Below are 23,597 nucleotides of genomic sequence, written 5' to 3' on the forward strand. Positions count from 1 at the left end.
CAGATGACGGCATACGACATCACGCGTTGTCTGGTGGGCTGGGTTTTGTTTATAAGAGACAGGTGCGTGACCACCCCGCCGCCGGCCGCAGGGGCCGGGATCCCGTTCACGGGGTTCCGGCCCCTGCGCCGTCCCCTACGGGGCGCCCCGCGACCACCTCGTGGTGACGGACGTGATCGCCTCCGCGGTCCCGTCCAGCCGGCGGGAGCCGGAGCGGGTGGTCCTGCTCAGTTCCACGTGCAGGAAGCGGGTCCCGTGCCCGGCGGCGAGCCGGCCCTGCTCGTTGGTCCGGCCCGACAGCTTGCAGGTGGCGGACCACGCCCGGCACACGTCGAAGCCCTGGCCGGCCAGCTTCCCGGCGAGCCGTTCGGCGTCCTCGACGGCCCGGCTCCCCGCGCCGGTGGAGACGACGGAGTCGGTGCCGGGGACGGAGTCGTCGGCGAAGCCGTGCAGCTGGATGCCCGGCAGGCCGCGCCGGACGAGTTCCGCGATCACGGCGTGGAAGACCGAGTCGGTGCGGTGCGCCATGTCGGCCGGGGCCCCCTCGCCCCCGCCGTCCGCCTCGTCGCCGCCCTCGCCCTCGCCCTCGCCCTCGCCGGGGCCGGCGCCCGCCCCCGCCGTACGGTGGGCCCCCGCCATGACCATGACCCCGCCCGGGGCGCCGCGCAGCACCCTGACCCCGAGCCGCTCCGTGCCCTGGTCGGCGACCGGGTGCGGAACCTGGACCGACCAGCGCGGGGGCCCGCCGAGGTCGACGTAGACGCGGCCCCAGCCCCGGGTCGCGGAGCCGGACCGGCCCGCCCCGTCGGAGACCTCCGCGAAGCGGCGTCCGCCGGCCGTGTCGGTGAAGGTGTCGAGCTTGTAGTCCACCTCGGCCAGCCGTGCGCGCGCCGCGTCGACGTTCCCCTCGAAAAGGGCCGAGACACCCTCGACGATGATCGTCTTCTCTGCCTGCGTGGGCGCACGGTAGCCGCCCGTCGCGCCGAATTCCGCGGCGAAGGCGGTGACCCGGCCCAGCAGGTCTATGTCCTCCGCCACAGGCGGCGCAGAGGATACGGCCCCCTTTTCGACCGAATTGGTTGGATCAAAAGCGGCGTAAGCAACCAGCGACATGATCGCGCCGCAAATGATCGCACCAATCGTTATGCCCCTCGTGAACTTCACAGTCTTCACTGGCTGAAAATAGCTGAGTGAAAATCGCCCCTGCCCGTCCGGTCTCCGCCCTGACCCGCGCCGCGCTCCTCGTCCTCCCGCTGAGCCTCTCGCTCGCGGGGTGCGGCCTCCTCGGCGGCCCGCAGGAGAAGCCGGCGCCGGCGTCGGGCGACGCGGCGGGGTCGGGTGCCGGGAGCACGGGCCGGTCCTTCACCGTCGCCGCCGCGGGCGACATCCTCATCCACCCCCAGCTGACCGACCAGGCCGCCCGGGACGCCAAGGCGGCCGGCCACACGGGGTACGACTTCGACCGGATCATGGCCGGGGTCAAGCCGGTCATCAGCAAGGCCGACCTCGGCATCTGCCACATGGAGCCGGTCCTGGGCCAGCCGAACGGCCCCTTCCAGACCTACCCCGACTTCCTCGTCCCGCCGCAGATCGCCAAGACGATCAAGAACGTCGGGTACGACACCTGCTCGACGGCCTCGAACCACACCCTCGACCACGGCCCCGAGGGCGTCTTCCGCACCCTGGACACCCTGGACCGGGAGGGCCTCAAGCACACCGGCTCCGCCCGGAGCAAGGAAGAGGACGACAAGCCCCTGATCCTCGACGTCAAGGGCGTCAAGGTCGCCCAGATCTCCTTCGCCTTCGGCTTCAACGGGCGAGAGGTCCCCAAGGACAAGCCCTGGCTGGCCAACCTCATCAGCTTCAAGGCCATCGCCGCGGCCGAGAAGAAGGCCCGCGCGGCCGGCGCCGAGGTGGTGATCCTCTCCATCCACTGGGGCCGCGAGCACCAGCCGAACCCGAGCAACCCGCAGCTGGAACTGGCCCGCAAGATCGCCAAGGAGACCGGGATCAACCTGGTCATCGGCCACCACGCCCACGTCGTGCAGCCGATGGAGAAGGTCGACGGCACCTGGGTCGCCTACGGCCTCGGCAACCAGCTCGCCCGCCACGACGTGCCCAGCGGTCTGACCGAGGAGGGCGCCATCGGCTGGTTCGAGTTCAGCGAGAAGAACGGCCGCTGGGACGTCCAGGCCCGCTTCGTGCCCACCTTCACCGACATCCCGCCGGACCCCGAGAGCACCCCGGGGTCGGACCTGCCCGGCACGAACACCCAGCCGGTGCGCGACCACCGCCTGGTCGACGTCGTGGAGGCCCTCCAGAACGACAAGACCCTGCTGCCGGAGCAGCGCGCCCGCTACCGCCTGGCCTTCGAGCGCACCCAGGGCACCATGCTCAACCGCGGCGCCGGCAAGGACGGACTGCGACCCCTGCGCGGACTGCCCGGGTAGCCCCACACCCCGCTCACCCGCCGCGCACACCCCGCTCACCCGCCCGCGTACGTACGATCTCCCGCTCTCCCCTCCAGCCCAGGAAGGACCCCGCTCCGTGGCCGCATCCCGCAGCAAGCGGCGCAAGGCCGGCCGCAGGGCCGACATGTCACTGCTCGGCGGCATCAGACCGCCGATCACCGTGCTGTCGGTCCTGCTGCTCGCCCTGGCGGGGTTCACCGCGCTGAGCCTGGGCACCGTCCGCGAGGACCGGCTGCCCGCGGCCGTGCTCACCTCCCAGCAGCACTTCGCCGAGGACGGCGCGATCGCCCTGCGCGCCTCGCTGGACGAGAGCGTCACCGACCTCGACCGGGCCGCGGCCCTGTTCTCCACCGGGAAGCCCGTCGCCCCGGACGCCGTGCTCGACAAGATCGGCAGCGTCTACCAGAAGTGGCGCGGCACCGCGGTCGTCGAGATCGGCTCGGGCCGGCTGCTGGCCGCCCGCGGCGAGAACCTCCCCCTGACGGCGATCGACCGCACCCGGCTCTCCGGTGAAGGCGGCCTGGCCCCCCGCATGGTCAAACTGGCCAACGGCGAGACCCGGCTGCTCACCCTGGCCCTGCTGTCCTGGAAGGACCAGCCCCAGCAGTTGCTGGTCGCCTCCAGCAGCCTGCGCTTCCCCGGCATCAGCCTCGGCAACTTCCGGGCCATCGCCGTCGTCGGCTCCGACGGCACCGTGCTCAGCAACGACGGCATCCCCGAGCCCGAAATGGTCCTCACCGACCTCCAGCGAGCGGACGTCAAACGCGACACCAAGCAGCTCCGCTCGTTCGCCAAGACCGCGGCCAAGCGGACCAAGGCCAACCCCCTGACCGCGAAGGAGCCCGGCTCCGGCGGCTTCCTCGGGGTCAGCGGCAGCCTGATGGGAGGCGAATGGGGCGGTGAACGCGCCGCCGCGGGCTACGCCCGCCTCGCCGGACCCGAACCGGGCGTCGGCACCAGCGCCACCAGCCTGGAACTGACCGTCGTCGCCATGGTCAACGTCGCGCAGAACCCCGCGCGCACCTCCGACGCGGTCGTCGGGCTGGTCCTGGCGGGCGCGCTGCTGCTGGTCGGCGCCCTGGTCGTCGCCCTCCTCGTCGGCACCGTGCAGCGCCCGCTGATCGCGCTGTTCCTGGAGAGCCGGCGGCTGACCCGCGGCGACCTGACCCGCCCGGTGTCCGTCCCCCGCGGGGGCGAGGCGGCCCGGATCGGGACCGCCCTGGAGCGGTTGCGCGGCCAGCTGCTGGACGACGCGGACCCGGCGGCCTCCCGCGACCGGCGCAAGCGCCGCACGGGCGCCCGTGCGCTCCTCGCGCTGTGCGGGGTCCTGCTCCTGGCCTGGTGCGTGCCGCTGGGCCTGCTGGTCAACCGGGCCGGCGAGGACGTCGTCGTACCGCAGCAGCTGGTCAGCGACCAGCGGGAGCGCACCGACACCCTCAACGACCGGATCCGGCGCGCCCTCAACGAGGGGCAGGCCGACCTGCTGTCCGTCGCCTCGCTGATGGGCGACGACACCAGCCCGCAGCACATGACCACCGTCCTGGAGCGCACCGCGCGCGAACACCTGCGCTACGCGTCCCTGTACGTGCTCGACGGCACCGGCAAGGTCCTCGCCCAGGCGGGCGGCCCCCCGCAGACCGACTCCGGCAAGGGGCCCCGCAAGGAGCCGATCGCCCTCCACGACGGCGGCAAGGAGCCGGTCATCGTCGCGACCGCCCCGATCCCCGGCCAGGGCGGCACGGCGGTCGTCGGCGAGTTCCGCATCGACTTCCTCAACTCGCTGCTCAGGCGGCCGGGTCTGGGCGAGATCCGGGTGGTCGACTCCCAGCACCGGATCATCGCCTCCAACAGCGGCTACCGCGCCTTCGAGAAGCTCGACGACGAGCGGCTCGACGCCCTCGTCGACGGCTCCGCCCTCAAGGTCGGCATGTCCCCGCGGCCCGGCAGCATCCTCTACCGCAGCGGCGGCGACCACGTCATCGCGGCCGCCGCCCCGTTCGTGGGCGGCGGCGCCGCCAAGCCCATGGACTGGACCGTGGTCAGCTGGCAGTCCGCCAGGGGGCTGGCCATCCACGAGTACAGCCTGCAGAACCGCACCGTCCTCGCCGGCCTGCTCGGCTTCGCGGTCGGCGCGGCCTGCCTGGGCTGGCTCCAGATCATCGTCGTCGCCCCGCTGCGCGAACTCGCCCGGCGCGCCGAGGCCCTCGCCGACGGCGACCGGCGCACGGTGCTCTACCCGCGCCACCACGACGAGGTGGGTGCCGTGACACGCAGCCTGGAGATCATCCGCCAGCAGCTCCAGCAGCGACAGCAGCAGCGCAAGCAGGCCGGCGGGCGGCCCTCCGCCCCGGCCGGAAGGAACTGATCCCCCGTGCTCTTCCTCTACTGCGTACTGCTCGTCTGCTGCGCGATCATGCTCGTCGCGGGCATCGTGGAGCAGCGGCGGCACTTCGCCAGCCTGCACCGGATACCGAACCGGGTGCTGGTCAACGGCATCCGCGGCAAGAGCTCCATCACCCGGCTGTGCGCGGGGGCGCTGCGCGGCGGCGGGCTGGTCACGGTCGCCAAGACCACCGGCACCGCGGCCCGCTTCATCCACCCGGACGCCACCGAGGAACCGGTCTACCGCAAGTTCGGCATCGCCAACGTCGTGGAGCAGATCGGCATCGTGCGGCGCGCCTCCGCCTACCGTCCGGACGCGCTCGTCATGGAGTGCATGGCGGTCATGCCGGCGCTCCAGGAGATCAACCAGTCCAAGCTGATCCAGTCGACCATCGGCGTCCTGTGCAACGTCCGCGAGGACCACGTCGCCGAGATGGGCCCGACCCTCGACGACATCGCCCGCTCCCTGTCCCGCTCGATGCCGTACGGCGGGATCTGCGTCACCGCCGAGAAGGAGCGCTTCGACGTCCTCCAGGAGGAGGCCGACGCCCGCGACTGCCGGCTGCTGTACGCCGACCCCGACACGGTCAGCGACGAGGAGCTGCGCGGTTTCAGCTGGTTCACCTTCAAGGAGAACGTCGCCATCGCGCTCACCGTCGCCGAGCTCCTCGGCGTCGACCGGGACACCGCCCTGCGGGGGATGTACGAGGCGCCGCCGGACCCGGGCGTGCTCTCGGTCGAGCGCTACCTGGCCCCTGGCGGGAAGCGGCTGCGCTTCGCCAACGTCTTCGCGGCGAACGACCCCGAGTCGACGCTGATGAACATCAACCAGCTGCTGGACCTGGGTGCGGTGGAACGCCCCCTGAACGTGGTGATCAACTGCCGGCCCGACCGGGTCGAGCGCAACGGCCAGATGGGCGCGATCGTCCCCGAACTGCGGCCGGACAAGGTCTTCGTGATCGGCCACCCGGCCAAGAGCGCCATCGACGCGATCCCGGCCGAGTGGCGCGATCGCGCCGTCGACCTGGGCGGCGACCACCGCGACGGCGAGGAGTTCATGCGGGAGCTGCTGGGGCACCTCGGCCCCAGCTCCTCGCTCGTCGCCATCGGCAACATCCACGGGCAGGGCGAGGTGCTGCTGGAGCACCTCGCGGAGCTGCCGTCGGACGAGGCGGACGCCGCCGAGGGCGAGGACCCGGGATGGCCGCAGGAGCAGACGGGGCAGTTCGCCCGCCCCACCGACCCGTACGCGGACGCCCCGTACGGCGAAGACCGGTACGCACAGGTTCCGCACGGCGGTGTCCCGCACGCGCGGCGACCGCAGGCGCAGGTTCCGTACGGCCGGCACCCGGACGGCCAGGGCCCGTACGCACAGGGTTCCGGCGGCCCGCGCGCCGACAGCCGGGGCCCGCAGTCGCAGGGCCCGCACGGCCAGGGCCCGCAGACGCAGGTTCCGTACGGCCAGCACCCGGACGGCCAGGGCCCGCACGCACAGGGCCCGTACGCGCAGGTTCCGTACGGCCGGCACCCCGACGGCCAGGGCCCGCAGACGCAGGGACCGCACGGCGGCCAGGGTCCGCACGCGCAGGGTTACGGCGGTGGGGGCACCGACGGGCGGGGGGCGTACGGACACGTCCCCCCCGCCCCGGTCCCGCAGGGGCCGGGTACGTACGGGCAGGCGCCGCGCGTCCCCGCCTCCGCCCCCGACCCGTACGGCATCCGCGCCGCCACGCCCGTACCGGCCTGGCCGCAGACGCAGGCGCAGGCGCCGCAGATCCACCCGAACCCCCCGCAGGGGCCGTGGCAGAAGCCAGGAGAAACCCGTTGATCCCCGCCGTCCTCACCCCCGAGATCGCCGCGATCGGCATTGCCCTGGGTCTGCTGTTCTCGCTCGTCTGCTACCTCACGACCAACCTCTCCCCCGGCGGAATGATCACCCCCGGCTGGCTGGCGCTGACCCTCCTGGAAGACCTCCAGCGAGCCGCACTCGTGGTCGGCGTGACCGTCACGACGTACGCGCTGACGCTCGTCGTGCAGCGCTTCGTGATCCTCTACGGCAAGCGGCTGTTCGCGGCCGTCGTGCTGCTCGGCGTCCTGCTCCAGGCCACCGTGGTGATCGTGCTCCAGATGGAGTTCCCGCTCCTCTACACGAACCAGACCCTCGGCTTCATCGTGCCGGGCCTGATCGGCTACCAGCTGGTCCGCCAGCCGAAGGGCGCCACCCTGCTCGCCACCGGCAGCGCCACCCTCATGACGTACGTCGTGCTGACCGCCGGCATCCTGCTCGGCGTCATGCCGGCCGCGTAGCCCCCGAAGAACCCCGCGCCCGTCCCCAACCGCTCCGGAGCCCCCCGCATGACCGCCAAGTCGAAGAGCCGCACACGTTCCGCGCTGCACGCGGTCACCGTGCTCGCGCTGCTGGCCGGCAGCGCGTACCTCACGTACGCGCTGCGCGCGCAGGAGCAGGCCAAGGCGCCCGCCGTCCAGGTCGTCGCCGGCGGGAACATCACGGCCGGGGCCGGCCCGGCCGAGGCCGGCGCCCAGAAGTGGGAACGCCTCCAGAGCCCCGAGCGGTCGGTGCTGCGCAACGGCACCGGGCAGGTGCTGGCCACCTTCACCGACGGCGCCCGCACCGCCACCCTCACCGGACCGAGCCGCACCTTCACCGAGCCGGCCAACACCACGGCCAGGGTCGTGACCGAGAACTGGGTCCGCCTCATGCCGGAGCCGTGGAAGCCGGGCGCGGAGAACGAGCAGTGGTTCAAGGAGTGGTTCAAGAAGTACTTCGGGAGCCAGGAGGACGACATCTTCGCGATGGCCTTCCAGTACGGCGACCAGGCCCCGGTGAAGAAGGACGCGCAGGGCACCTCGTACGCCGGTGACGCCTCCTTCGGCCCGCTCAACCCCGCCGGCTCGGCCGGCAACGACCTGCGCCTGGAGCAGTCGGACTTCTACGACTACCTCGGCACCCCGTACACCTTCCGCGACGGCACCACGAAACAGCCCCAGACCGCCCGGTACCGGTCCATGGACTGCTCCGGCTTCGTCCGCACCGTCTTCGGCTACCGCGCCCGCTACCCGCTCCTGTCCGGCGACAAGCCCGGCTCCGGCCTGCCGCGGACCGCGAACGGCATGGCCCGCGCCGCCCTGGGCGCGGACATCCTGCCCCTCAAGGGGGTCGGGCCGCAGGACCGGCCCGTCTCGATCGACGTGATCCAGCCGGGCGACCTGCTGTTCTTCAAGCTCGACGCGCGCACCAAGGACCGCCTCGACCACACGGGCATCTACCTGGGCACGGACACCGACGGCCACAAGATCTTCATCTCCAGCCGGGAGGAGGCCAACGGCCCGACCATCGGCGACAAGGGCGGTACCTCGCGCCTCGACGGCAACGGCTACTACGCGACGACCCTGCGCAGCGCGAAGCGGCTCTAGCGACAGGGGCCGGGCCTAGTCGTGCCGTGACCCGGCCTGCGGCCACGGCGCGATGCCGACCGGCTGGACCAGCCAGCCGAAGGCGCCCAGGCCCGTGCGGGAGGTCAGTTCCGCCGCCTCGCCCGCCGAGGCGAGGGCGCGGACGTAGGCCGCCGGGTCGGCCGAGGCCAGGGCCAGTGGAGGGCGGGCGCCCGAGAGGCCGAGGGCGGTCAGGGCCTCGCGCTGGGTCAGCAGCACCGACCCCGGGCCCGCGCAGGCGTCCAGTGCCACGTGGGCGGTGACGTCGCAGCCGCCGTCGGGGACCGGGGGAACCTCCCGGCCCTCCCGGAAGCCCGTCAGGGTTCCGTACGGGGGCCGCGCGTCGCGCGTGTGGGCGTAGTCCACCGCCACGGCCAGACCCCGCTCCACGCTCGCCACGGCCGCCGCCCAGGCCTCGTCGCGCGCCCGGCCGATCTCCGCGCGCCCGCCGCCCGGCCACCACCGCTCCAGCCAGGCCAGGTCCGCTCCGTCGACCGGGCCGCCGGGGCTCTCCGTACCGTCCGGCGCGACCAGGACGTAGCGCCCGTCCTCCGCGACCTCCAACGGCACGTTGTCCAGCCATTCGTTCGCGAAGAGCAGCCCCGTGGTCCGTTCCGGCGGCGCCGCGACCCAGCGGATCCGGGGGTCGAGCCCGGGGGGCCGCTCCGCCCGCTCCACGGCGTACGCGCGCACCCGCGCGGCCACCTCCGCGGGCAGTGCGGCGAGCACCCCGGCCAGCAGCTCCCCCCGCCCGGCCCCCACGTCGACCAGGTCCAGCCCCTCCGGGTGCCCGAGCTCGGCGTCCACCCACCGCAGCAGCCGCGCCACGGCCCCCGCGTACAGCCCGGACGCGTGCACCGACGTACGGAAGTGCCCGGCGGGACCCGGACCGCCCGGCCGCACGTAGAAACCGCCGGGCCCGTACAGCGCGGCCTCCATCGCCGCCCGCCACCGGACCGGAATCACGCCGTCCCCCTGAGCCTCTCCCTGAGCACGCATCACGCAAAGGTTATGGTCACCGTCCACCTTGGGGAGTACGCGCCCGGCGCGAGGTTCGCACCTCTGGTTGACTCCAGCACCTATCTACGTTCCCTACTCTGGGTTACGTGCAGCGCCTCTACGACTTCCTCCGCAGACACCCGACGGGCGTCGACAGCTTCTGGGCTGTCCTCTTCTTCGGGATCTCGATGGTGAACGTCGTGTCCGAAACCGGCCTCAGCACCACCCTGCGGCTCGCAGCCGTCCCCGCGGTGGCCGCCCTGAGCGTCGCCGTGGCGCTGCGCCGCAGGTGGACCCAGGCGATGTTCTGGCTCACCCTCGGCGCCGGGCTCTACCAGCTGGCCCTGGGCATCGTCGCCGGGTTCTACGACTTCGCGATGCTCGTCATCCTCTTCACGGTCGCCGCGAGCGAGGTCCCGCGCTGGGTGTCCCGCACCGCCCTGGGCTGGGGGCTGGCCGCCGCGCCGCTCTACTTCCTGCGGTACGGCGTGGACAAGGGCACGAACGACGTCGACAACGTCCTCTTCACCCTGTTCATGATCGTCCCGTTCGTCCTCGCCTGGGTGCTGGGCGACTCGCTGCGCACCCGCCGGGCCTATTACGCCCAGCTCATCGAGCGCAACCAGCGGCTGGAGAACCAGCGCGAGGCCCAGGCCAAGGTGGCCGTGGCCGCCGAGCGCGCCCGGATCGCCCGCGAACTGCACGACGTCGTCGCGCACAACGTCTCGGTGATGGTGGTCCAGGCGGACGGGGCGGCGTACGTCATGGACGTGGCCCCCGAACAGGCCAAGGAGGCCCTCCAGACCATCTCCGGCACCGGCCGCCAGGCCCTCGCCGAGATGCGCCGGCTGCTGGGCGTGCTGCGCACCGGCGAGCCGCAGGAGTCGGAGGACTACGTGCCGCAGCCGGACGTCGAACAGATCGAGGTCCTGGTCGAGCAGGTACGGGCGGCCGGGCTCTCCGTGGACTTCGAGGTCGAGGGCGCGCCGCGGCGGCTGCCCAGCGGCGTCGAGCTGACCGCGTACCGGATCGTCCAGGAGGCGCTGACCAACACGCGCAAGCACGGGGGCCCCGACGCGAAGGCGAGCGTGCGGCTGGTCTACTTCGACGACGGGCTCGGCCTGCTCGTCGAGGACGACGGGCGGGGCGCGGCACACGAGTTGTACGAGGACGGCGGCGCCGACGGCGCCGGGCACGGCCTGATCGGCATGCGCGAGCGGATCGGCATGGTCGGCGGAACCCTGGACACCGGGCCGCGGCCGGGCGGCGGCTTCCGGATCAGCGCACTGCTCCCCCTGAAGAAGAGTTGAAAAGGACGAGGTGACGGATGTCCATCCGCGTGATGCTGGTCGACGACCAGGTGCTGCTGCGCACCGGCTTCCGGATGGTGCTCGCAGCCCAGCCGGACATGGAGGTCGTCGCCGAGGCGGGCAACGGTCTGGAGGCCCTGGAGGTGCTGCGGGCCACCAAGGTGGACGTGGTGCTGATGGACGTGCGCATGCCGAAGCTCGACGGGGTCGAGGCGACGCGGCGGATCTGTGAGCCGCCGGAACACCCGAAGGTGATCATCCTGACCACCTTCGACCTGGACGAGTACGCGTTCTCCGGGCTGAAGGCGGGCGCGAGCGGCTTCATGCTGAAGGACGTGCCGCCCGCCGAGCTGCTGGCGGCGATCCGGTCCGTGCACAGCGGCGACGCCGTGGTCGCCCCGTCGACGACGCGGCGGCTGCTGGACCGGTTCGCCCCGATGCTGCCGACCACCACCGAGGAGCCGCGGAACAAGGAGGTCGAGCGGCTGACGGAGCGCGAGCGCGAGGTCATGCTGCTGGTGGCGCAGGGCCTGTCGAACGGCGAGATCGCGGCCCGGCTGGTCCTGTCGGAGGCGACGGTGAAGACGCACGTGGGCCGCATCCTGACGAAGCTGAGCCTGCGCGACCGCGTCCAGGTCGTGGTCCTCGCGTACGAGACGGGGCTGGTCCGGGCGGGCGGCGGCCCGGCCGCGTAGCCCCGCGCGGTGTTCCCCCGGCCCGCCCGGCGTTCCCCGGCCCGCCCGGCCCGGGGGCGACTCCGTCCGTGCCGCGATCGACCCCCGTCCGACTCCTACGTCATCCAGCGGTCCGGACGGGCCGACGCGCGGGAGGTGCGGGCCCGGACGGCCTGGGCGGCCAGCAGGACGGCGGCCTCGTCCGCGGCCCGCAGCCTCGCCGTGACGGTGGCGTTCGCGCCGGTGTCCACGTGGACGTCGGCCACGCCGCGGGCACGCTCCCAGGGGCCCTGGGTGAGGCGGACGCTCTGCACCTTGGCGTGCGGCACGATCTCCGTACGGCGGCACAGGCGGCCGCGGCGGGCGGCGAACACCTCCGGGGAGACGGCCAGGGCGTAGCCCTTCCACCACACCGGGACCACCCAGCGCGAACCGGTCCGCGGGGAGCCGGTGAAGGACAGGGCCGCCAGGTCCACCCCCGGCAGGACCCGGGCGATCACGGCGTACGCGGCGGCCCGTGAGGCCACCGGGACCAGGACCTCGTTCTTCGAACCCGCCACGGCCAGCTCCACCCGGACCCGGTCGCGCCGCCGCCACAGCAGCGGCTCCACGATCCGTACGGTCTGCACGCGCCCCGGCGGCACGGTCTCGTGGGCCCGGTCCAGCAGTCCGTGGTCCAGGCGCAGCCCGTCCGGGGACTCGGCGACCGTCCAGTCGTACTCGGCGAGGAAGCGGCCCGCGCTGGCGGACCAGACGGCGCCGAGCACCGGGAGCAGGGTGACCACGGCCGCCCACGGGCTGGAGCTGATCCACCAGGCGACCGCGGGTGCGGTGATCCCGCCGGCCAGTGCCGCCCACACGCCGAGGCTCAGCAGCAGCGACACGGCGAGGTCGCGCGGGCGTACGCGCAGCAGCTCCCGTTCGGGGGCCTCGCCCACGCGCGCCGCCTCCTCGGGGGCGAAGCCGGCCGCCCGGGCGAGGAGCTCGGCGCGCAGGGCCGCGGCCTCCTCCTCGCCCAGGAAGGCCAGCTCGTCCTTCTCCTCGGTGCCGATGACGTCGAGCCGCAGGCTGGCGACCCCGGCCAGCCGGGCCAGCAGCGGGCGGGTGACGTCGACCGCCTGGATCCGGTCGAGGCGGATGTGCGCCGTACGCCGGAAGACCAGCCCGCTGCGGATGCGCAGCTCGGTGTCGGTGACGGCGTAGTGCGTGAACCACCAGCTCAGGAAGCCGTACGTGCCGAACACCAGGAGCAGGGCCACGAGCGCCGCCACCCGCAGGAGCACGGGCAGTTCCGCCATCCAGCGCTCCGCCCGGTCGCCCTGCTGGGCGACCACGCCGACGGTCGCGGCGATGGGCACCCAGGCGCGCCGCAGCGGGGTGAGCAGGTGCAGACGCCGCTCGCCCGCCGGTCCGCCCGCGAGCGCGGCGGCGGGCGCGGCAAGGTCGGCAGCGGGCGCGGCGGGCGCGGCAGCGGGCCCGGCAAGGTGGGCGGCGGGCCCGGCAGCGAGCGCGGCGGCGGGCGCGGCAAGGTCGGCGGCAGGCCCGGCGAGCTGGGCAGCGGGCCCGGCAAGGTGGGCGGCGGGCCCGGCAAGGTGGGCGGCGGGCTCGGCAGCAGACGGGTACGGTACGGCCGGCTCGCCGTCCGCCGGACCGGCGGTCACAGGCCCGCCGACCTTGCTTCGCCGAGCGCGGTGAGCCGGTCGCGCAGCCGCTGCGCCTCGGCCGGCACCAGGCCCGGGATCCTGGCGTCCGTCGCCGCGGCCGCCGTGTGCAGTTGCACGGAGGCCAGCCCGAAGCGCCGCTCCAGTGGGCCCGAGGACACCTCGACCAGCTGCATCCGCCCGTACGGGACCACGGTCTCCTTGCGCCACAGCACGCCCCGGACGATCAGCAGGTCGTCCGCGCGCTCGGCGTAACGCCAGGAACGCCAGTTCCGGCCGAGCAACACCCATCCCCAGGCCGGCGCCACGAGGCAGCACCCCGCCAGGGCCGCCCACACGGGTCCGGCGAGCAGACCCAGCACGACGCCGGTCGCCACCGCGGCAACGGTCGCCCAGACCACCAGCAGCAGCCGCCGCAGAGCGAGCAGCCCACCCGGCAGCCCCACCCACGCGGACTCGTCCGTCTCACCCTTCGTCCCCGTATCCATGCATCAACCCTAGGGCTGAGACAATGCCCGCATGACGGAGACCACGGTCGGCATCGGCGGCGCGGCGGAGAGCACCGACATGGTGCTCAACATCGGGCCCCAGCACCCTTCCACGCACGGCGTGCTGCGCCTGCGCCTCGTCCTGGACGGCGAGCGGATCGTCAGCGCCGAGCCGGTGGTCGGCTACATGCACCGCGGTGCCGAGAAGCTCTTCGAAGCCCGTGACTACCGGCAGATCGTGATGCTCGCGAACCGCCACGACTGGCTGTCCGCGTTCTCCAACGAGCTCGGCGTGGTCATGGCCGTCGAGCGGATGCTCGGCATGGAGGTCCCCGAGCGGGCCGTGTGGATGCGGACCCTGCTGGCCGAGCTGAACCGGGTGCTGAACCACCTGATGTTCCTCGGCTCGTACCCCCTCGAACTGGGCGGAATCACCCCGATCTTCCACGCGTTCCGCGAGCGCGAGGAGCTCCAGGCCGTCATGGAGGAGATCTCCGGCGGCCGCATGCACTACATGTTCAACCGTGTCGGCGGCCTCAAGGAGGACCTGCCGGCCGGCTGGCTCGGCCGGGCCCGCGAGGCCATCGCCGACGTCCGCACCCGCATGGACGTCTACGACAAGCTCGTCCACGGCAACGAGATCTTCCGGGGCCGCACCCGCGGCGTCGGCGTCCTGTCCGCCGAGGCGGTGCACGCGTACGGGGTCTCCGGCCCCATCGCCCGCGCCTCCGGCGTCGACTTCGACCTGCGGCGCGACGAGCCGTACCTCGCGTACGGCGAGCTCCAGGACGTCCTCAAGGTGATCACCCGCACCGACGGCGACTGCCTGGCCCGCTTCGAGGTCCTGCTCGACCAGACCCACAACGCGCTCGACCTCGCCGTGGCCTGCCTGGACCGGATGGCCGAACTCCCGCCGGGCCCGGTCAACCAGCGTCTGCCCAAGGTCCTGAAGGCGCCCGAGGGCCACACGTACGCCTGGACCGAGAACCCCCTCGGCATCAACGGCTACTACCTCGTCTCGAAGGGCGAGAAGACCCCTTACCGGCTGAAGCTGCGAAGCGCCTCGTACAACAACATCCAGGCCCTCGCCGTGCTCCTGCCGGGACAGCTGGTCGCGGACATGGTGGCGATCCTGGGCTCGCTGTTCTTCGTCGTCGGGGACATCGACAAGTAGGCCGATCCAGTGCTGTGGCCGGAAAGGACGACGACGGCGAGATCTAGGACCCGTCGTCCAGACCTGGCGACGCGCTGATCCGGCATGATGCCCGGCTCCACCCCTCGTGGAACCAGTCCGCGCGGGTCGGCGTCCCTCCATGAGCATGCAAGATCGACTGCACTGGAGGACTCGCCCCCCCATGACCGGTACTGCCGCCCGCTACCTCTATCTCACCCGCCACGGCGAGGCGTCCCCGGACGAGAGCGAACTGACGGATGCGGGCCGCCGCCAGGCCGCCCTGCTGGGGGAGCGGCTCCGTGGGGTTCCGCTGGCGGCGATCCACCACGGGCCACTCGCCCGTGCCGAACAGACCGCCCTGCTGGTCGGCGAACGGCTCGACGGCGTCCCCGTGCAGCTCTCCGCAGCGGCCGGCGACTACATCCCGTACCTGCCGGCACGTGAGGAGCTGCCGCCCGAGACGGCTGACGCCATGCTCGGGTTCCTGGACCAGTTCCCGGCCCAGGAGCGCGAGGACGGGCCCCGGCTCGCGGCGGCGGCGTTCGCGGAGTTCACCGGACCCGTCCCCGGCGACGAGCCGCGCCACGAACTCGTCGTCACCCACAACTTCCTCGTCGGTTGGCTCGTCCGAGCCGCCCTCGACGCGCCGAAGTGGCGCTGGATGGGCATCAACCATGCCAACGCGGCACTGACCGTCATCCGCTACGCACCCGGACGCCCCCCGGCGGTTCTCCTCTTCAACGACACCGGCCACCTCCCCGCCGAGCTCCGCTGGACCGGCTTCCCGCAGGAGCTCCACGTCTGAGGCCCGTAGGTGCGGTCGGTGTTGATCCATAGGAGGACCTCGGTGGCGAACCTGGTCTACAAGCGGGTCTCGACCGACCAGCAGTCGACCGCCCGGCAGAACCTCGTCCTGGACGAGGCCGGGATCGAGGGCCCGGTCGCCTTTGAGGAGGACGGCGGGACCTCCGGCCGCCTCCACCCCCTCCAGCGCCCGCGCACCGGAGAACTGCTGTCCACCGTGAAGTTCATGGTGCAGACCCTCGCCGCCGCCGGCGAACTCCAACGCGCCCTCCGGCGCGAGCTGACCTACGACGGACTGCGAGCCGCCGAGGCCAAGGGCAGCAAGGGCGGCCGACGCCCCGTCGTGGCGGCCGCGAAGACCAACGGCCGCGACCCGGTGGACCTTGCCGGTCACAGCACTAGGGTGGCCGGATGACCTCTGGCATACACGCCGGCTATCTGGGCCGGATCGGCATCGCCGACCCCGGCGGCCCCTCCGCCGAGGGGCTGTTCGCCCTTCAGCGGGCGCATCTCGAACACATCGCCTACGACAACGTCGACATCCAGCTCGGCCGGCCGCCCGGCATCGACCCCGAGCTGTCCGCCCGGCGCTTCGCCGCCGGGCGCGGGGGCTACTGCTTCCACCTCAACGGCGGCTTCGCGCTGCTCCTGGAATCCCTGGGCTACGAGGTGACGCGGCACGCCGGCGGCGTCAACGCCGATCCCGCGGACCGCGGGATCAGCGGCGGGCACCTCACGCTGACCGTCCGCGTCGACGGGACGACGTACTGGGTGGACGCCGGGCTCGGCGACGGGCCGTACGAACCGCTGCCGCTGCGCGAGGGCGCCTACGAGCAGGGCGGGTTCCGGTACGCGCTGGAGCGGCTGGAACCGCTGGAGGGCGAGGGTCCGGGCTGGACGCTCCGCAAGTTCGCCGGTCCCATGCCCCGCGTGAACTTCCGTGCCGCCCCGGCCGTCACGGCCGACTTCGAGGCCATGCACACGTGGCTCTCGACGGCCGGGGAGTCCCCGTTCGTACGGACCTTCGCGGTGCTGCGGCGTGACGCGCAGGGCGCGGACGCGCTGCGCGGCCGGATCCTGACCCGCGTCGACGGCGCGAAGGGGACGAGCGAGCGCGAACTGACCGACGCCGAGGAGTTCTTCGAGGTCATCGGGAGCGTCTTCCGGAGGAACCTGGACGACCTCACCGCCGCGGACCGGGCGGCACTGTGGTCCCGGGTGGACCGGGCGCACCGGACATGGCTGGCCGCCCGGCACGGCTGATGTCGGTGCCGCAGGGCAGACTTGGGGCATGTCCCACTCCCCCCGTCGCGCTTGTCCCGCCTGCGGCCGCGACTGCGCCGTGACCGCCGGGAGGATCGCCCGGCACGATCCGCCGGCCGGGCGGGCCCGCGGCGACCTCGTGTCCTGCCCCGGCTCCCGGGCCCGGGTGGTGCTGGGCGCCTCGGCGCCCACGCTCGACGGTTTCACGTTGGCTCCGCATCCGGGGCAGCTGCCGCTGTTCTGAGTACGGGAGGCGGCGCGGCCTGAGTACCCGCGCGGATCCCCGTAGCGCCGCCGCGGCACAGGATGGGGCCATGTCCTGGAAGCCACAGCCCGCCGCCGTCTCCGAGCCCCCGTCGAAGGACGCGGTCCGCATCCGGACCCGCGCGGGGATCACCGCCGTGCTGTTCCTCCCCGTGCTCTTCGCCGCGAAGATCCTGGTGCTGAGCACCGACAAGGGCGGCCGGTGCTTCGTCAACGACATCGGATGCGCGCCGTTCCCGGCCACGGCCTTCGGGGCCCTGCTCGTCGCCGTGGTGCTGGCGCTCGTCGCGGCGATGGCCGCGCCGGTGCGCGTGGCGCGGGGCGCGCTGCGCGCGCAACTGCTGCTGGAGGTGGCGGGCGTGCTCGTCGTCCTCGCCTACCCCTGATGCGCGGCTGCCGCCGACCTCCGAGGTGCGGTGCCCGGGGGCTTTCCCCCTCAACCGGCGGGGGCGGACCGGATGTTGGCGGCAGACGGGCGCCCCTAGCGTTGCCCGCATGACGATCACGCAGCACAGCAAGCACCGGCGCCGGCAGGTGCTGCGGCGCGGCGCCGCAGCCGTGGCCCTCGCGGCCGTACTGGGCGGGATCGCCGCCCCGGCGGCCCTGGCCGCGCCCGCCGCACCCGCCGCCGCCGCCCGCGGCGCCCTGATCTCCGTCACCCCGCTCGACACGCTCGGCCGCGACCAGGTCGTCGCCGAACTCGCCACGCTCGGCATCGACCCCGGGACCGTCCGGTACGGCGTGAGCGCGTACCGGCTGGCCTACGCCACCGTGGACCCCCAGGGCCGCCCCACCACCGCCACCGGGCTCCTCGTCCTGCCGCGCGGCGGCCCGCACCGCCTCGACCTGGTCTCCGACACCCACGGCACTCTCGCCACCCGCGACGACGCCCCGTCCGGAGGCGCCGGTTACAACCGGCTCACCCCGTACCTGCACGCTTCGGCCGGCCGCGCCGTCGCCGCTCCGGACTACCTGGGCCTGGGCGGCGGCCCGGGCGCCCATCCGTACATGGACACCCGTTCCGCGGTCACCGCCTCCGTCGACATGCTCGAAGCCGCCCGCACCGCCGCCGGCCGGCTGGGCCGCCCCGTCACCCGGGACGTGTACGCCACCGGCTTCTCGCAGGGCGGCCAGGTGGCGATGGCCCTCGGCCGCGAGCTCTCCCGGGGCCGGAGCGGCTTCCGGCTGCGGGCGCTGGCCCCGATGGCCGGCCCGTACGACCTGACCGGCTCCGAGATGCCCGCGATCACCGACGGCCGGATCGCACCGGCCTCGGCCGTCTTCTACCTCTCCTACTTCCTCACCGCGCAGAACCGGCTGCACCCGCTCTACGAGGACCCGGCCGAGGTGTTCCGTGCACCCCATGCACAGGCTGTGGAAAACTTGTTCGACGGGAACCACCAGGTGAAGGACATCGTGGCCGCGCTCCCCGCGACGCCGCAGGAACTGCTCACCCCGGAGTGGGCCGAGAACATCCGCGACCCTCGCGGGGTCCTGGCAGAGGTACTGAAGGCAAACGACGGCTCCTGCGACTGGAAGCCCGCCGTACCCGTACGCCTCTACACGAGCGGCGGCGACACCGACGTGCCCATCGCCAACGCCCGTGCCTGCGCCGCCGACCTGGCCCGCCACGGGGTCCGGGCGAAGATCGTCGACCAGGGCCCGGACGCCGACCACTCCACCACGGCGATCCGCTCGGCGCCCCAGGCCGTCCGCTGGTTCGACTCGCTCCGCTAGGCGGCGCTAGGAGATCGCGGTCCGCAGGCGGACCACGCCGATCGGTTCCGTCTCGTCATGGGCCGTCAGGTCGATGACCTGACCCGCCTCGGATGCCTCGGGAGCCTCGGGAGCCTTCGGCTCGGCCGGGGGCCCGGCCGTCTCCGCCTCGTGGACCGCGAGGGCCTCGGCGCCGACCACGTCGGCCAGGTCCTCGTTCTGGACCGCCTCGATCGCCGCGCGGGCCTGCTCCGCGTTCTTGGCGCCGAAGAAGTCGAAGCCGCCCTCGACCCGGGACGTCGCCCGCCGCTGCGCCGCGTACGGGGCCACCGCCGCGGCCGGCCGGCGCGCCGGGACCGAGGACGCGGGGCCCGACGGTGCCGCGGGCAGCTCCCGGCGCTGCGCCTTGCGGACCAGCGCGCCCAGGGCCGCGTGGGCCCGGGCGTAGCCGACCGAGGTGGGTGCGCCCGCCGAGGTGCGCTCCTCGGAGACCACAGGAAGTTCCTTCGGTGCGGCGGCCGGGGCCGCGGAGGCCTCGATGGCCAGCAGCCGACGGCCCTCCAGCGCGCTCGCGCGCTCGGTCTCGGCCGTCGCGTACCGCCGCAGCAGCGCCGCGTGCTCGCCGCGCAGCCCGGCCAGTTCGACCCGCTTGGCGCGCAGCTTGGCATCCAGCCTGGCGCGCAGCGCCCGGGCCTCTTCGAGATCGGATTCGAGCTCGGCTATCCGCTCGTCCGTCTTCCACTCGTCCTTGACGCGCTCGCGCGCCAGCTCCGCGACGCGGCGGCCCGCCGAGCGGTCCCAGGCGCGCATCACGACGCCGCCGGTGACCCCGGCGGCGGCCGCGAGGGCCACGAGCAGCCGCAACGGCACGGGTTCCACGAGCAGCCAGGCCGCGCCGGCACTGACGAGGGACACACCGGCGACGGCCGTCGGCGTGAGCAGCCGGTGCAGGGGTTCGGGATTGCGGTGGCGTCCACGGGGCATGGCCTGAAATTTACAGGGAGTAGAGGCCATGTGGGGTACCCGTGCGGCAATCTCTGCCGGGCAGTTGCCGACGACCGCGCGGAACTCCCGCACCTTCGTGCCGCGCGGCCCTCCCGTGGAAGGACGGTGCCGGGCCTGGAGGGTCGGGTGCGGGCTTTTCCCGTGCCCCTTACCGCCTTTTTGCGGGCATGTGACCGGACCCGGGGTCCTACGGTCGCGTGTGTGCGCCTTCGTTATGACTACTACGCATTCGCGGATGCCGGCCGGTGCCGCGCGCCGGGCCGGGCATGCGGGGCCTGGCATGCGGGGCCGGGCATGCCGGGGCGCAGGGTGCGGGGGCCGCAGGGTGCGGCCCGCAGGCTCCCCGGCCGCGAGGCCGGGGAGCACGTCGGTTCACCCGATGAGGCCCTTGGACTGCAGGTAGGCCTTCGCCACGTCGGCCGGCTTGGCGCGCTCCGCGTCCACCTTGCGGTTCAGGTCGACCAGGTCGGCCGTCGTGAGCGCCTTGGTCAGCTTGTCGAGGGCGGCCGCGATCTCCGGGGTGCCCGCGTCCTTGGCGTTGACCACGGGAAGCACGTTGTCGGCGTTCTGGAGCTTCTTGTCGTCCTCCAGCAGGACCAGGCCGAAGGCGTCGAGCGTGGCGTCCGTGGTGGTGGTCAGGACCAGCTGGTCCGCGCCGTCCTTCACCGCCTGCTTGGCCTGCGGGGTGCCGACGCCCTTGGGGTCGATACCGGAAACATCGATTCCGTACGTCTTGGTCAACCCGGGTGCGCAGAAGGGGCGGACGGCGCATTCGTCGCCCGCCGCGATCTTCACCTTCAGCCCGGCCTTCCCGAGATCGGAAAGGGTCTTCAGGTTGTTCTTCCGGGCGAATTCGCCGCTCACCGCGAAGGCGTTCTGGTCGACCGCCGCGCCCGCGGGCAGCGCCTTCAGCCCGAGCGGGCCCGCGAGCTTCTCCAGACCCGCCACCGTCGCCGCGACGTCGCTCGACGCGACCGGCTTCTCCTCGGGCGCCTTGGGGCCGTTCACCTTGGCGTTGAGGAACTCCGCGAGGGTGGCCGCGTACTCCGGGACGATGTCGATCTCGCCCTTCTCCAGCGACGGTTCGTACAGCTCACGGTTGCTGACCGTCTTGACGGAGGTGCTGTGGCCCGCGTCCTTGAGGACCTGTGCGTACAGCTCGGCCAGCACGTTGGACTCGGTGAACCCGGCCGCGCCGATGACCAGGGCGCCCTTGCCCCCGCCCGAGGAGGACCCGGAGGAGGCGCCCGAGCCGCCGTCCTTGCTCTTCTCCAGGCTGTCGCCGCCGCACGCGGCCAGCGACACCGTCAGGGCGAGGGCGCCCAGGGACGCGCCGAGGACACGGGTGGTCTTGCTCATGGGGGTACTCCGTTCGAGGCGGGGAAAGGGATCAGCGGGACGTCGCCGCCCGCCGGGGCAGCAACCGGTCGGCCGCCACCAGCGCGCCCTCCACCAGCAGGGCCAGCGCAGCCACCAGCAGGGCGCCCGCGACGACCTGCGCGGTGTTGTACGTGTTGAATCCGGCCGTGATGATCCGGCCCAGACCGCCCTGGCCGACCATCGCCGCGATCGTGGCCGTGGCGATGACCTGTACGGCGGCCGAGCGCAGCCCGGTCATCACCAGCGGACGGGCCAGCGGCAGTTCGACCCGGAGGAACAGCTGGGACCCGGACATGCCCATGCCACGGGCGGCCTCCACCACCGACCGGTCCACCTCGCGCATGCCGACATACGTGTTCGTCAGGAGCGGCGGCAGCGCGAACAGCACGAGCGCGGCGATGGTGGGCAGGTAACCCGCGTTGCGCAGCGGGGAGACCATGAACAGGGCCAGTACCGCGAAGACGGGCACGGCCCGGCCGATGTTGGAGACGTTGACGGCGAGGGCGCCGCCCTTGCCGAGGTGGCCGAGGTACAGGCCGACGGGCAGGGCCACCGCGCAGGCGATCGCGAGGGCGATCCCGCTGACGTAGACGTGCTCGCCGAGCCGGTGCCACACGCCGCTCTCGCCGGACCAGTTGGCGCCGTTCGCCAGCCAGTCCCAGGCCTGTCCCAGTACGCCCATCGCCTCAGGCCCCCTTGCCGGAGGCCGCGGGCCGCGCCGCGGGGTCGCCGGAGGCCGCGGGCCGGGCGCCGGACGCCCGGGTCCACGGCGTGAGCAGCCGCTGCGCGCCGAGCAGCAGCAGGTCGGCCACCAGCGCGAGCAGCACGCACAGCACCGAGGCGGTGAGCACCTGGGCCTTGAAGGAGCTGTTCACGGCCGGGGCGATGAGATTGCCGAGGCCGCCCTTGCCGACGATGGAACCGACCGTGGTCAGCGCGATCGTGGAGACGGTCGCGATCCGCACCCCGGCGAGCAGCGCGGGCAGCGCCAGGGGCAGTTCGACCTGCCACAACAGCCGCCCGGGCCCGTATCCCATGCCGCGCGCCGCCTCCCGTACGTCAGCGGGCACGGCCTCCAGACCGGCCAGGACGTTGCGGACGAGGATGGTCAGCGAATACAGCACCAGCCCGGTCACCACCAGCGCCGCCGAGAGGCCGAACACGGGCAGCAGGAGGGAGAACATGGCGAGCGAGGGGACGGTGTAGAGCAGCGTGGTGAAGGCGAGCACGGGCGCCGCCCAGCGCCGGCCGCGGCGGGCCAGCAGGGCGAGCGGGACGGACACGGCGATGCCGATGAGGACCGAGACGCCCGTGATCCAGATGTGTTCGAGGGTGGCGTCGGTGAGTTCCCGGGAGCGGGAGGAGACGTACTCCCAGCAGATCCAGTCGTTCGCCACCAGGCAGTTCTGCCCGGCCATGCCCCTCACCCCCGCCACCGAACGTACGTACAAGAGGGACCCTAACCCCCACCGCCGTCGATGGCCGGATTCCTTCGCAGTCGCGTAACACTCTCCTCATGAACCCTTCGCCACCAGGGGGTCCGGGTAGGGAAGGATGGCGATGTGATCCGATTCGAGCATGTGACCAAGCGCTATCCCGACGGGACGACAGCCGTCGAGGACCTGTCCTTCGAGGTGGCGGAGGGCGAGCTGGTCACGCTCGTGGGACCGTCCGGCTGCGGCAAGACGACCACCATGAAGATGGTCAACCGGCTGATCGAGCCCACCTCCGGCCGGATCCTGCTGGGCGGCGAGGACATCGCCGCCGCCGACCCGGTCGAGCTGCGCCGCCGGATCGGGTACGTCATCCAGCAGGTCGGGCTGTTCCCGCACAGGACGGTGCTGGAGAACACGGCGACCGTGCCGCAGCTGACCGGCACCCCGAAGGCCAAGGCGCGTGCCCGGGCGGCCGAGCTGCTCGAACTCGTGGGCCTGGACCCGGCCGTGTACGGGGGCAGGTACCCGGAGCAGCTGTCCGGCGGACAGCGCCAGCGCGTCGGCGTGGCCCGCGCGCTCGCCGCCGATCCGCCGGTGCTGCTGATGGACGAGCCGTTCGGGGCGGTGGACCCGGTGGTGCGCGAGCGGCTGCAGAACGAGTTCCTGGCGCTGCAGAAGACGGTGCGCAAGACGATCCTGCTCGTCACGCACGACCTGGAGGAGGCGATCCGGCTCGGGGACCGCATGGCCGTCTACGGAACGGGCACCATCGAGCAGTTCGCGCGGCCGGCCGCGGTGCTCGGGGCCCCGGCCACCCCGTACGTGGCCTCCTTCGTCGGCGCCGACCGGGGCCTCAAGCGCCTCGCGGTCACCCCGGTCGAGGCGGCCGATCTGACGGCGGCGGACGGCAGGACTCCGGCCCCGGCCGGGGCGGTGGAACTGGGCGCGACGCTGCGCGAGGCGCTCTCCGCCCTGCTCCAGGAGGACTCGGGCCGGATCGGCGTCACGGACCCGGCCTCGGGCGAGCTCGTCGGCGTACTGACGCCGGAGGGGGTCCACCGGGCGCTGCGCCGGGCGCAGTTGCAGGAGGCATAGGGAATGGGAAAGAGAAAGGGAA

General features: G+C 73.1%; 22 protein-coding genes and 1 pseudogene. 15 read left to right on the plus strand and 8 right to left on the minus strand.

Going from position 1 to position 23,597, the window contains the following annotated elements; genetic code table 11:
* Nucleotides 1–135: 135 nt before the first annotated feature.
* Nucleotides 136–1,038, minus strand: a complete 903-nt coding sequence (locus ACFCZ1_RS25740) for a hypothetical protein (protein ID WP_376680628.1) — start codon at nucleotides 1,036–1,038, stop codon at nucleotides 136–138.
* A 158-nt stretch (nucleotides 1,039–1,196) separates the two neighbouring features.
* On the opposite strand from ACFCZ1_RS25740, the gene ACFCZ1_RS25745 reads away from it, so the two are divergent.
* From ACFCZ1_RS25745 to ACFCZ1_RS25765, 5 genes are all read left to right on the plus strand, one after another.
* Nucleotides 1,197–2,450, plus strand: a complete 1,254-nt coding sequence (locus tag ACFCZ1_RS25745) for a CapA family protein (RefSeq protein WP_376680701.1) — start codon at nucleotides 1,197–1,199, stop codon at nucleotides 2,448–2,450.
* A gap of 145 nt (nucleotides 2,451–2,595) precedes the next feature.
* The gene (locus ACFCZ1_RS25750) at nucleotides 2,596–4,836 is read left to right on the plus strand and encodes a cache and HAMP domain-containing protein (protein ID WP_376680702.1); all 2,241 of its coding nucleotides are present in this window, start codon (nucleotides 2,596–2,598) and stop codon (nucleotides 4,834–4,836) included.
* 6 nt (nucleotides 4,837–4,842) lie between these two features.
* On the plus strand, nucleotides 4,843–6,681 hold the full coding sequence (gene pgsB, locus ACFCZ1_RS25755; protein WP_376680629.1) for a poly-gamma-glutamate synthase PgsB: 1,839 nt from the start codon (nucleotides 4,843–4,845) through the stop codon (nucleotides 6,679–6,681).
* Entirely contained in the window at nucleotides 6,678–7,160 is a 483-nt protein-coding gene (locus ACFCZ1_RS25760) for a poly-gamma-glutamate biosynthesis protein PgsC/CapC (RefSeq protein WP_376680630.1), read from the plus strand. The genes pgsB and ACFCZ1_RS25760 overlap by 4 nt, the downstream gene beginning before the upstream one ends.
* A 48-nt stretch (nucleotides 7,161–7,208) precedes the next feature.
* Entirely contained in the window at nucleotides 7,209–8,288 is a 1,080-nt protein-coding gene (locus ACFCZ1_RS25765) for a C40 family peptidase (RefSeq protein ID WP_376680631.1), read from the plus strand.
* A 15-nt stretch (nucleotides 8,289–8,303) separates the two neighbouring features.
* Here ACFCZ1_RS25765 and ACFCZ1_RS25770 read toward each other — a convergent pair whose 3' ends face one another.
* Nucleotides 8,304–9,305: an SAM-dependent methyltransferase gene (locus ACFCZ1_RS25770; protein WP_376680632.1), complete on the minus strand. Its 1,002-nt coding sequence runs from the start codon at nucleotides 9,303–9,305 to the stop codon at nucleotides 8,304–8,306.
* Between the two features lie 107 nt (nucleotides 9,306–9,412).
* Between ACFCZ1_RS25770 and ACFCZ1_RS25775 the strand changes: the two genes are divergently transcribed.
* Both ACFCZ1_RS25775 and ACFCZ1_RS25780 read left to right on the plus strand, forming a co-directional pair.
* Complete coding sequence (locus ACFCZ1_RS25775) at nucleotides 9,413–10,615, plus strand: sensor histidine kinase (protein ID WP_376680633.1); 1,203 nt, start codon at nucleotides 9,413–9,415, stop codon at nucleotides 10,613–10,615.
* Between the two features lie 17 nt (nucleotides 10,616–10,632).
* On the plus strand, nucleotides 10,633–11,310 hold the full coding sequence (locus tag ACFCZ1_RS25780) for a response regulator (protein ID WP_376680634.1): 678 nt from the start codon (nucleotides 10,633–10,635) through the stop codon (nucleotides 11,308–11,310).
* Between the two features lie 95 nt (nucleotides 11,311–11,405).
* Here the strand turns inward: ACFCZ1_RS25780 and ACFCZ1_RS25785 are convergent, their stop codons facing one another.
* Nucleotides 11,406–12,950, minus strand: a complete 1,545-nt coding sequence (locus ACFCZ1_RS25785) for a PH domain-containing protein (RefSeq protein ID WP_376680635.1) — start codon at nucleotides 12,948–12,950, stop codon at nucleotides 11,406–11,408.
* Nucleotides 12,947–13,438, minus strand: coding sequence for a PH domain-containing protein (locus tag ACFCZ1_RS25790; protein WP_376680636.1), 492 nt, complete (start codon nucleotides 13,436–13,438; stop codon nucleotides 12,947–12,949). Before ACFCZ1_RS25790 ends, ACFCZ1_RS25785 begins: the two co-directional genes overlap by 4 nt.
* A 31-nt stretch (nucleotides 13,439–13,469) precedes the next feature.
* Here ACFCZ1_RS25790 and ACFCZ1_RS25795 point away from each other — a divergent pair, with 31 nt between their 5' ends.
* The 7 genes and pseudogenes from ACFCZ1_RS25795 to ACFCZ1_RS25825 all read left to right on the plus strand — a co-directional run bounded on the left by ACFCZ1_RS25795 (nucleotide 13,470) and on the right by ACFCZ1_RS25825 (nucleotide 18,680).
* On the plus strand, nucleotides 13,470–14,612 hold the full coding sequence (locus ACFCZ1_RS25795; RefSeq protein ID WP_376680637.1) for an NADH-quinone oxidoreductase subunit D: 1,143 nt from the start codon (nucleotides 13,470–13,472) through the stop codon (nucleotides 14,610–14,612).
* 181 nt (nucleotides 14,613–14,793) lie between these two features.
* Entirely contained in the window at nucleotides 14,794–15,417 is a 624-nt protein-coding gene (locus ACFCZ1_RS25800; RefSeq protein WP_376680638.1) for a histidine phosphatase family protein, read from the plus strand.
* Nucleotides 15,418–15,459: 42 nt separating this feature from the next.
* Nucleotides 15,460–15,813, plus strand: a pseudogene (locus ACFCZ1_RS25805) (recombinase family protein); the annotation flags it as partial.
* A gap of 14 nt (nucleotides 15,814–15,827) precedes the next feature.
* Complete coding sequence (locus ACFCZ1_RS25810) at nucleotides 15,828–16,679, plus strand: arylamine N-acetyltransferase (protein WP_376680639.1); 852 nt, start codon at nucleotides 15,828–15,830, stop codon at nucleotides 16,677–16,679.
* Nucleotides 16,680–16,707: 28 nt separating this feature from the next.
* Entirely contained in the window at nucleotides 16,708–16,923 is a 216-nt protein-coding gene (locus ACFCZ1_RS25815) for a hypothetical protein (RefSeq protein ID WP_376680640.1), read from the plus strand.
* 70 nt (nucleotides 16,924–16,993) lie between these two features.
* A complete protein-coding gene (locus ACFCZ1_RS25820) occupies nucleotides 16,994–17,329 on the plus strand; it encodes a hypothetical protein (RefSeq protein ID WP_376680641.1) in 336 nt (111 codons plus the stop codon).
* Between the two features lie 109 nt (nucleotides 17,330–17,438).
* Nucleotides 17,439–18,680, plus strand: coding sequence for an alpha/beta hydrolase family protein (locus ACFCZ1_RS25825; RefSeq protein ID WP_376680642.1), 1,242 nt, complete (start codon nucleotides 17,439–17,441; stop codon nucleotides 18,678–18,680).
* A gap of 6 nt (nucleotides 18,681–18,686) precedes the next feature.
* Here ACFCZ1_RS25825 and ACFCZ1_RS25830 read toward each other — a convergent pair whose 3' ends face one another.
* From ACFCZ1_RS25830 to ACFCZ1_RS25845, 4 genes are all read right to left on the minus strand, one after another.
* Nucleotides 18,687–19,643 carry a hypothetical protein gene (locus ACFCZ1_RS25830; RefSeq protein WP_376680643.1) on the minus strand — a complete coding sequence of 319 codons (957 nt, stop codon included), beginning with the start codon at nucleotides 19,641–19,643 and terminating at the stop codon, nucleotides 18,687–18,689.
* A gap of 393 nt (nucleotides 19,644–20,036) precedes the next feature.
* Complete coding sequence (locus ACFCZ1_RS25835; protein ID WP_376680644.1) at nucleotides 20,037–21,023, minus strand: ABC transporter substrate-binding protein; 987 nt, start codon at nucleotides 21,021–21,023, stop codon at nucleotides 20,037–20,039.
* A gap of 31 nt (nucleotides 21,024–21,054) precedes the next feature.
* The gene (locus ACFCZ1_RS25840) at nucleotides 21,055–21,726 is read right to left on the minus strand and encodes an ABC transporter permease (protein ID WP_376680645.1); all 672 of its coding nucleotides are present in this window, start codon (nucleotides 21,724–21,726) and stop codon (nucleotides 21,055–21,057) included.
* Nucleotides 21,727–21,730: 4 nt separating this feature from the next.
* Complete coding sequence (locus ACFCZ1_RS25845) at nucleotides 21,731–22,462, minus strand: ABC transporter permease (RefSeq protein ID WP_376680646.1); 732 nt, start codon at nucleotides 22,460–22,462, stop codon at nucleotides 21,731–21,733.
* Between the two features lie 144 nt (nucleotides 22,463–22,606).
* Here ACFCZ1_RS25845 and ACFCZ1_RS25850 point away from each other — a divergent pair, with 144 nt between their 5' ends.
* Nucleotides 22,607–23,575 carry an ABC transporter ATP-binding protein gene (locus ACFCZ1_RS25850; protein ID WP_376680647.1) on the plus strand — a complete coding sequence of 323 codons (969 nt, stop codon included), beginning with the start codon at nucleotides 22,607–22,609 and terminating at the stop codon, nucleotides 23,573–23,575.
* Nucleotides 23,576–23,597: the final 22 nt, after the last annotated feature.

Origin of the sequence: Streptomyces sp. NPDC056224, from assembly GCF_042267665.1 — a bacterium.
Lineage (GTDB): Bacteria > Actinomycetota > Actinomycetes > Streptomycetales > Streptomycetaceae > Streptomyces.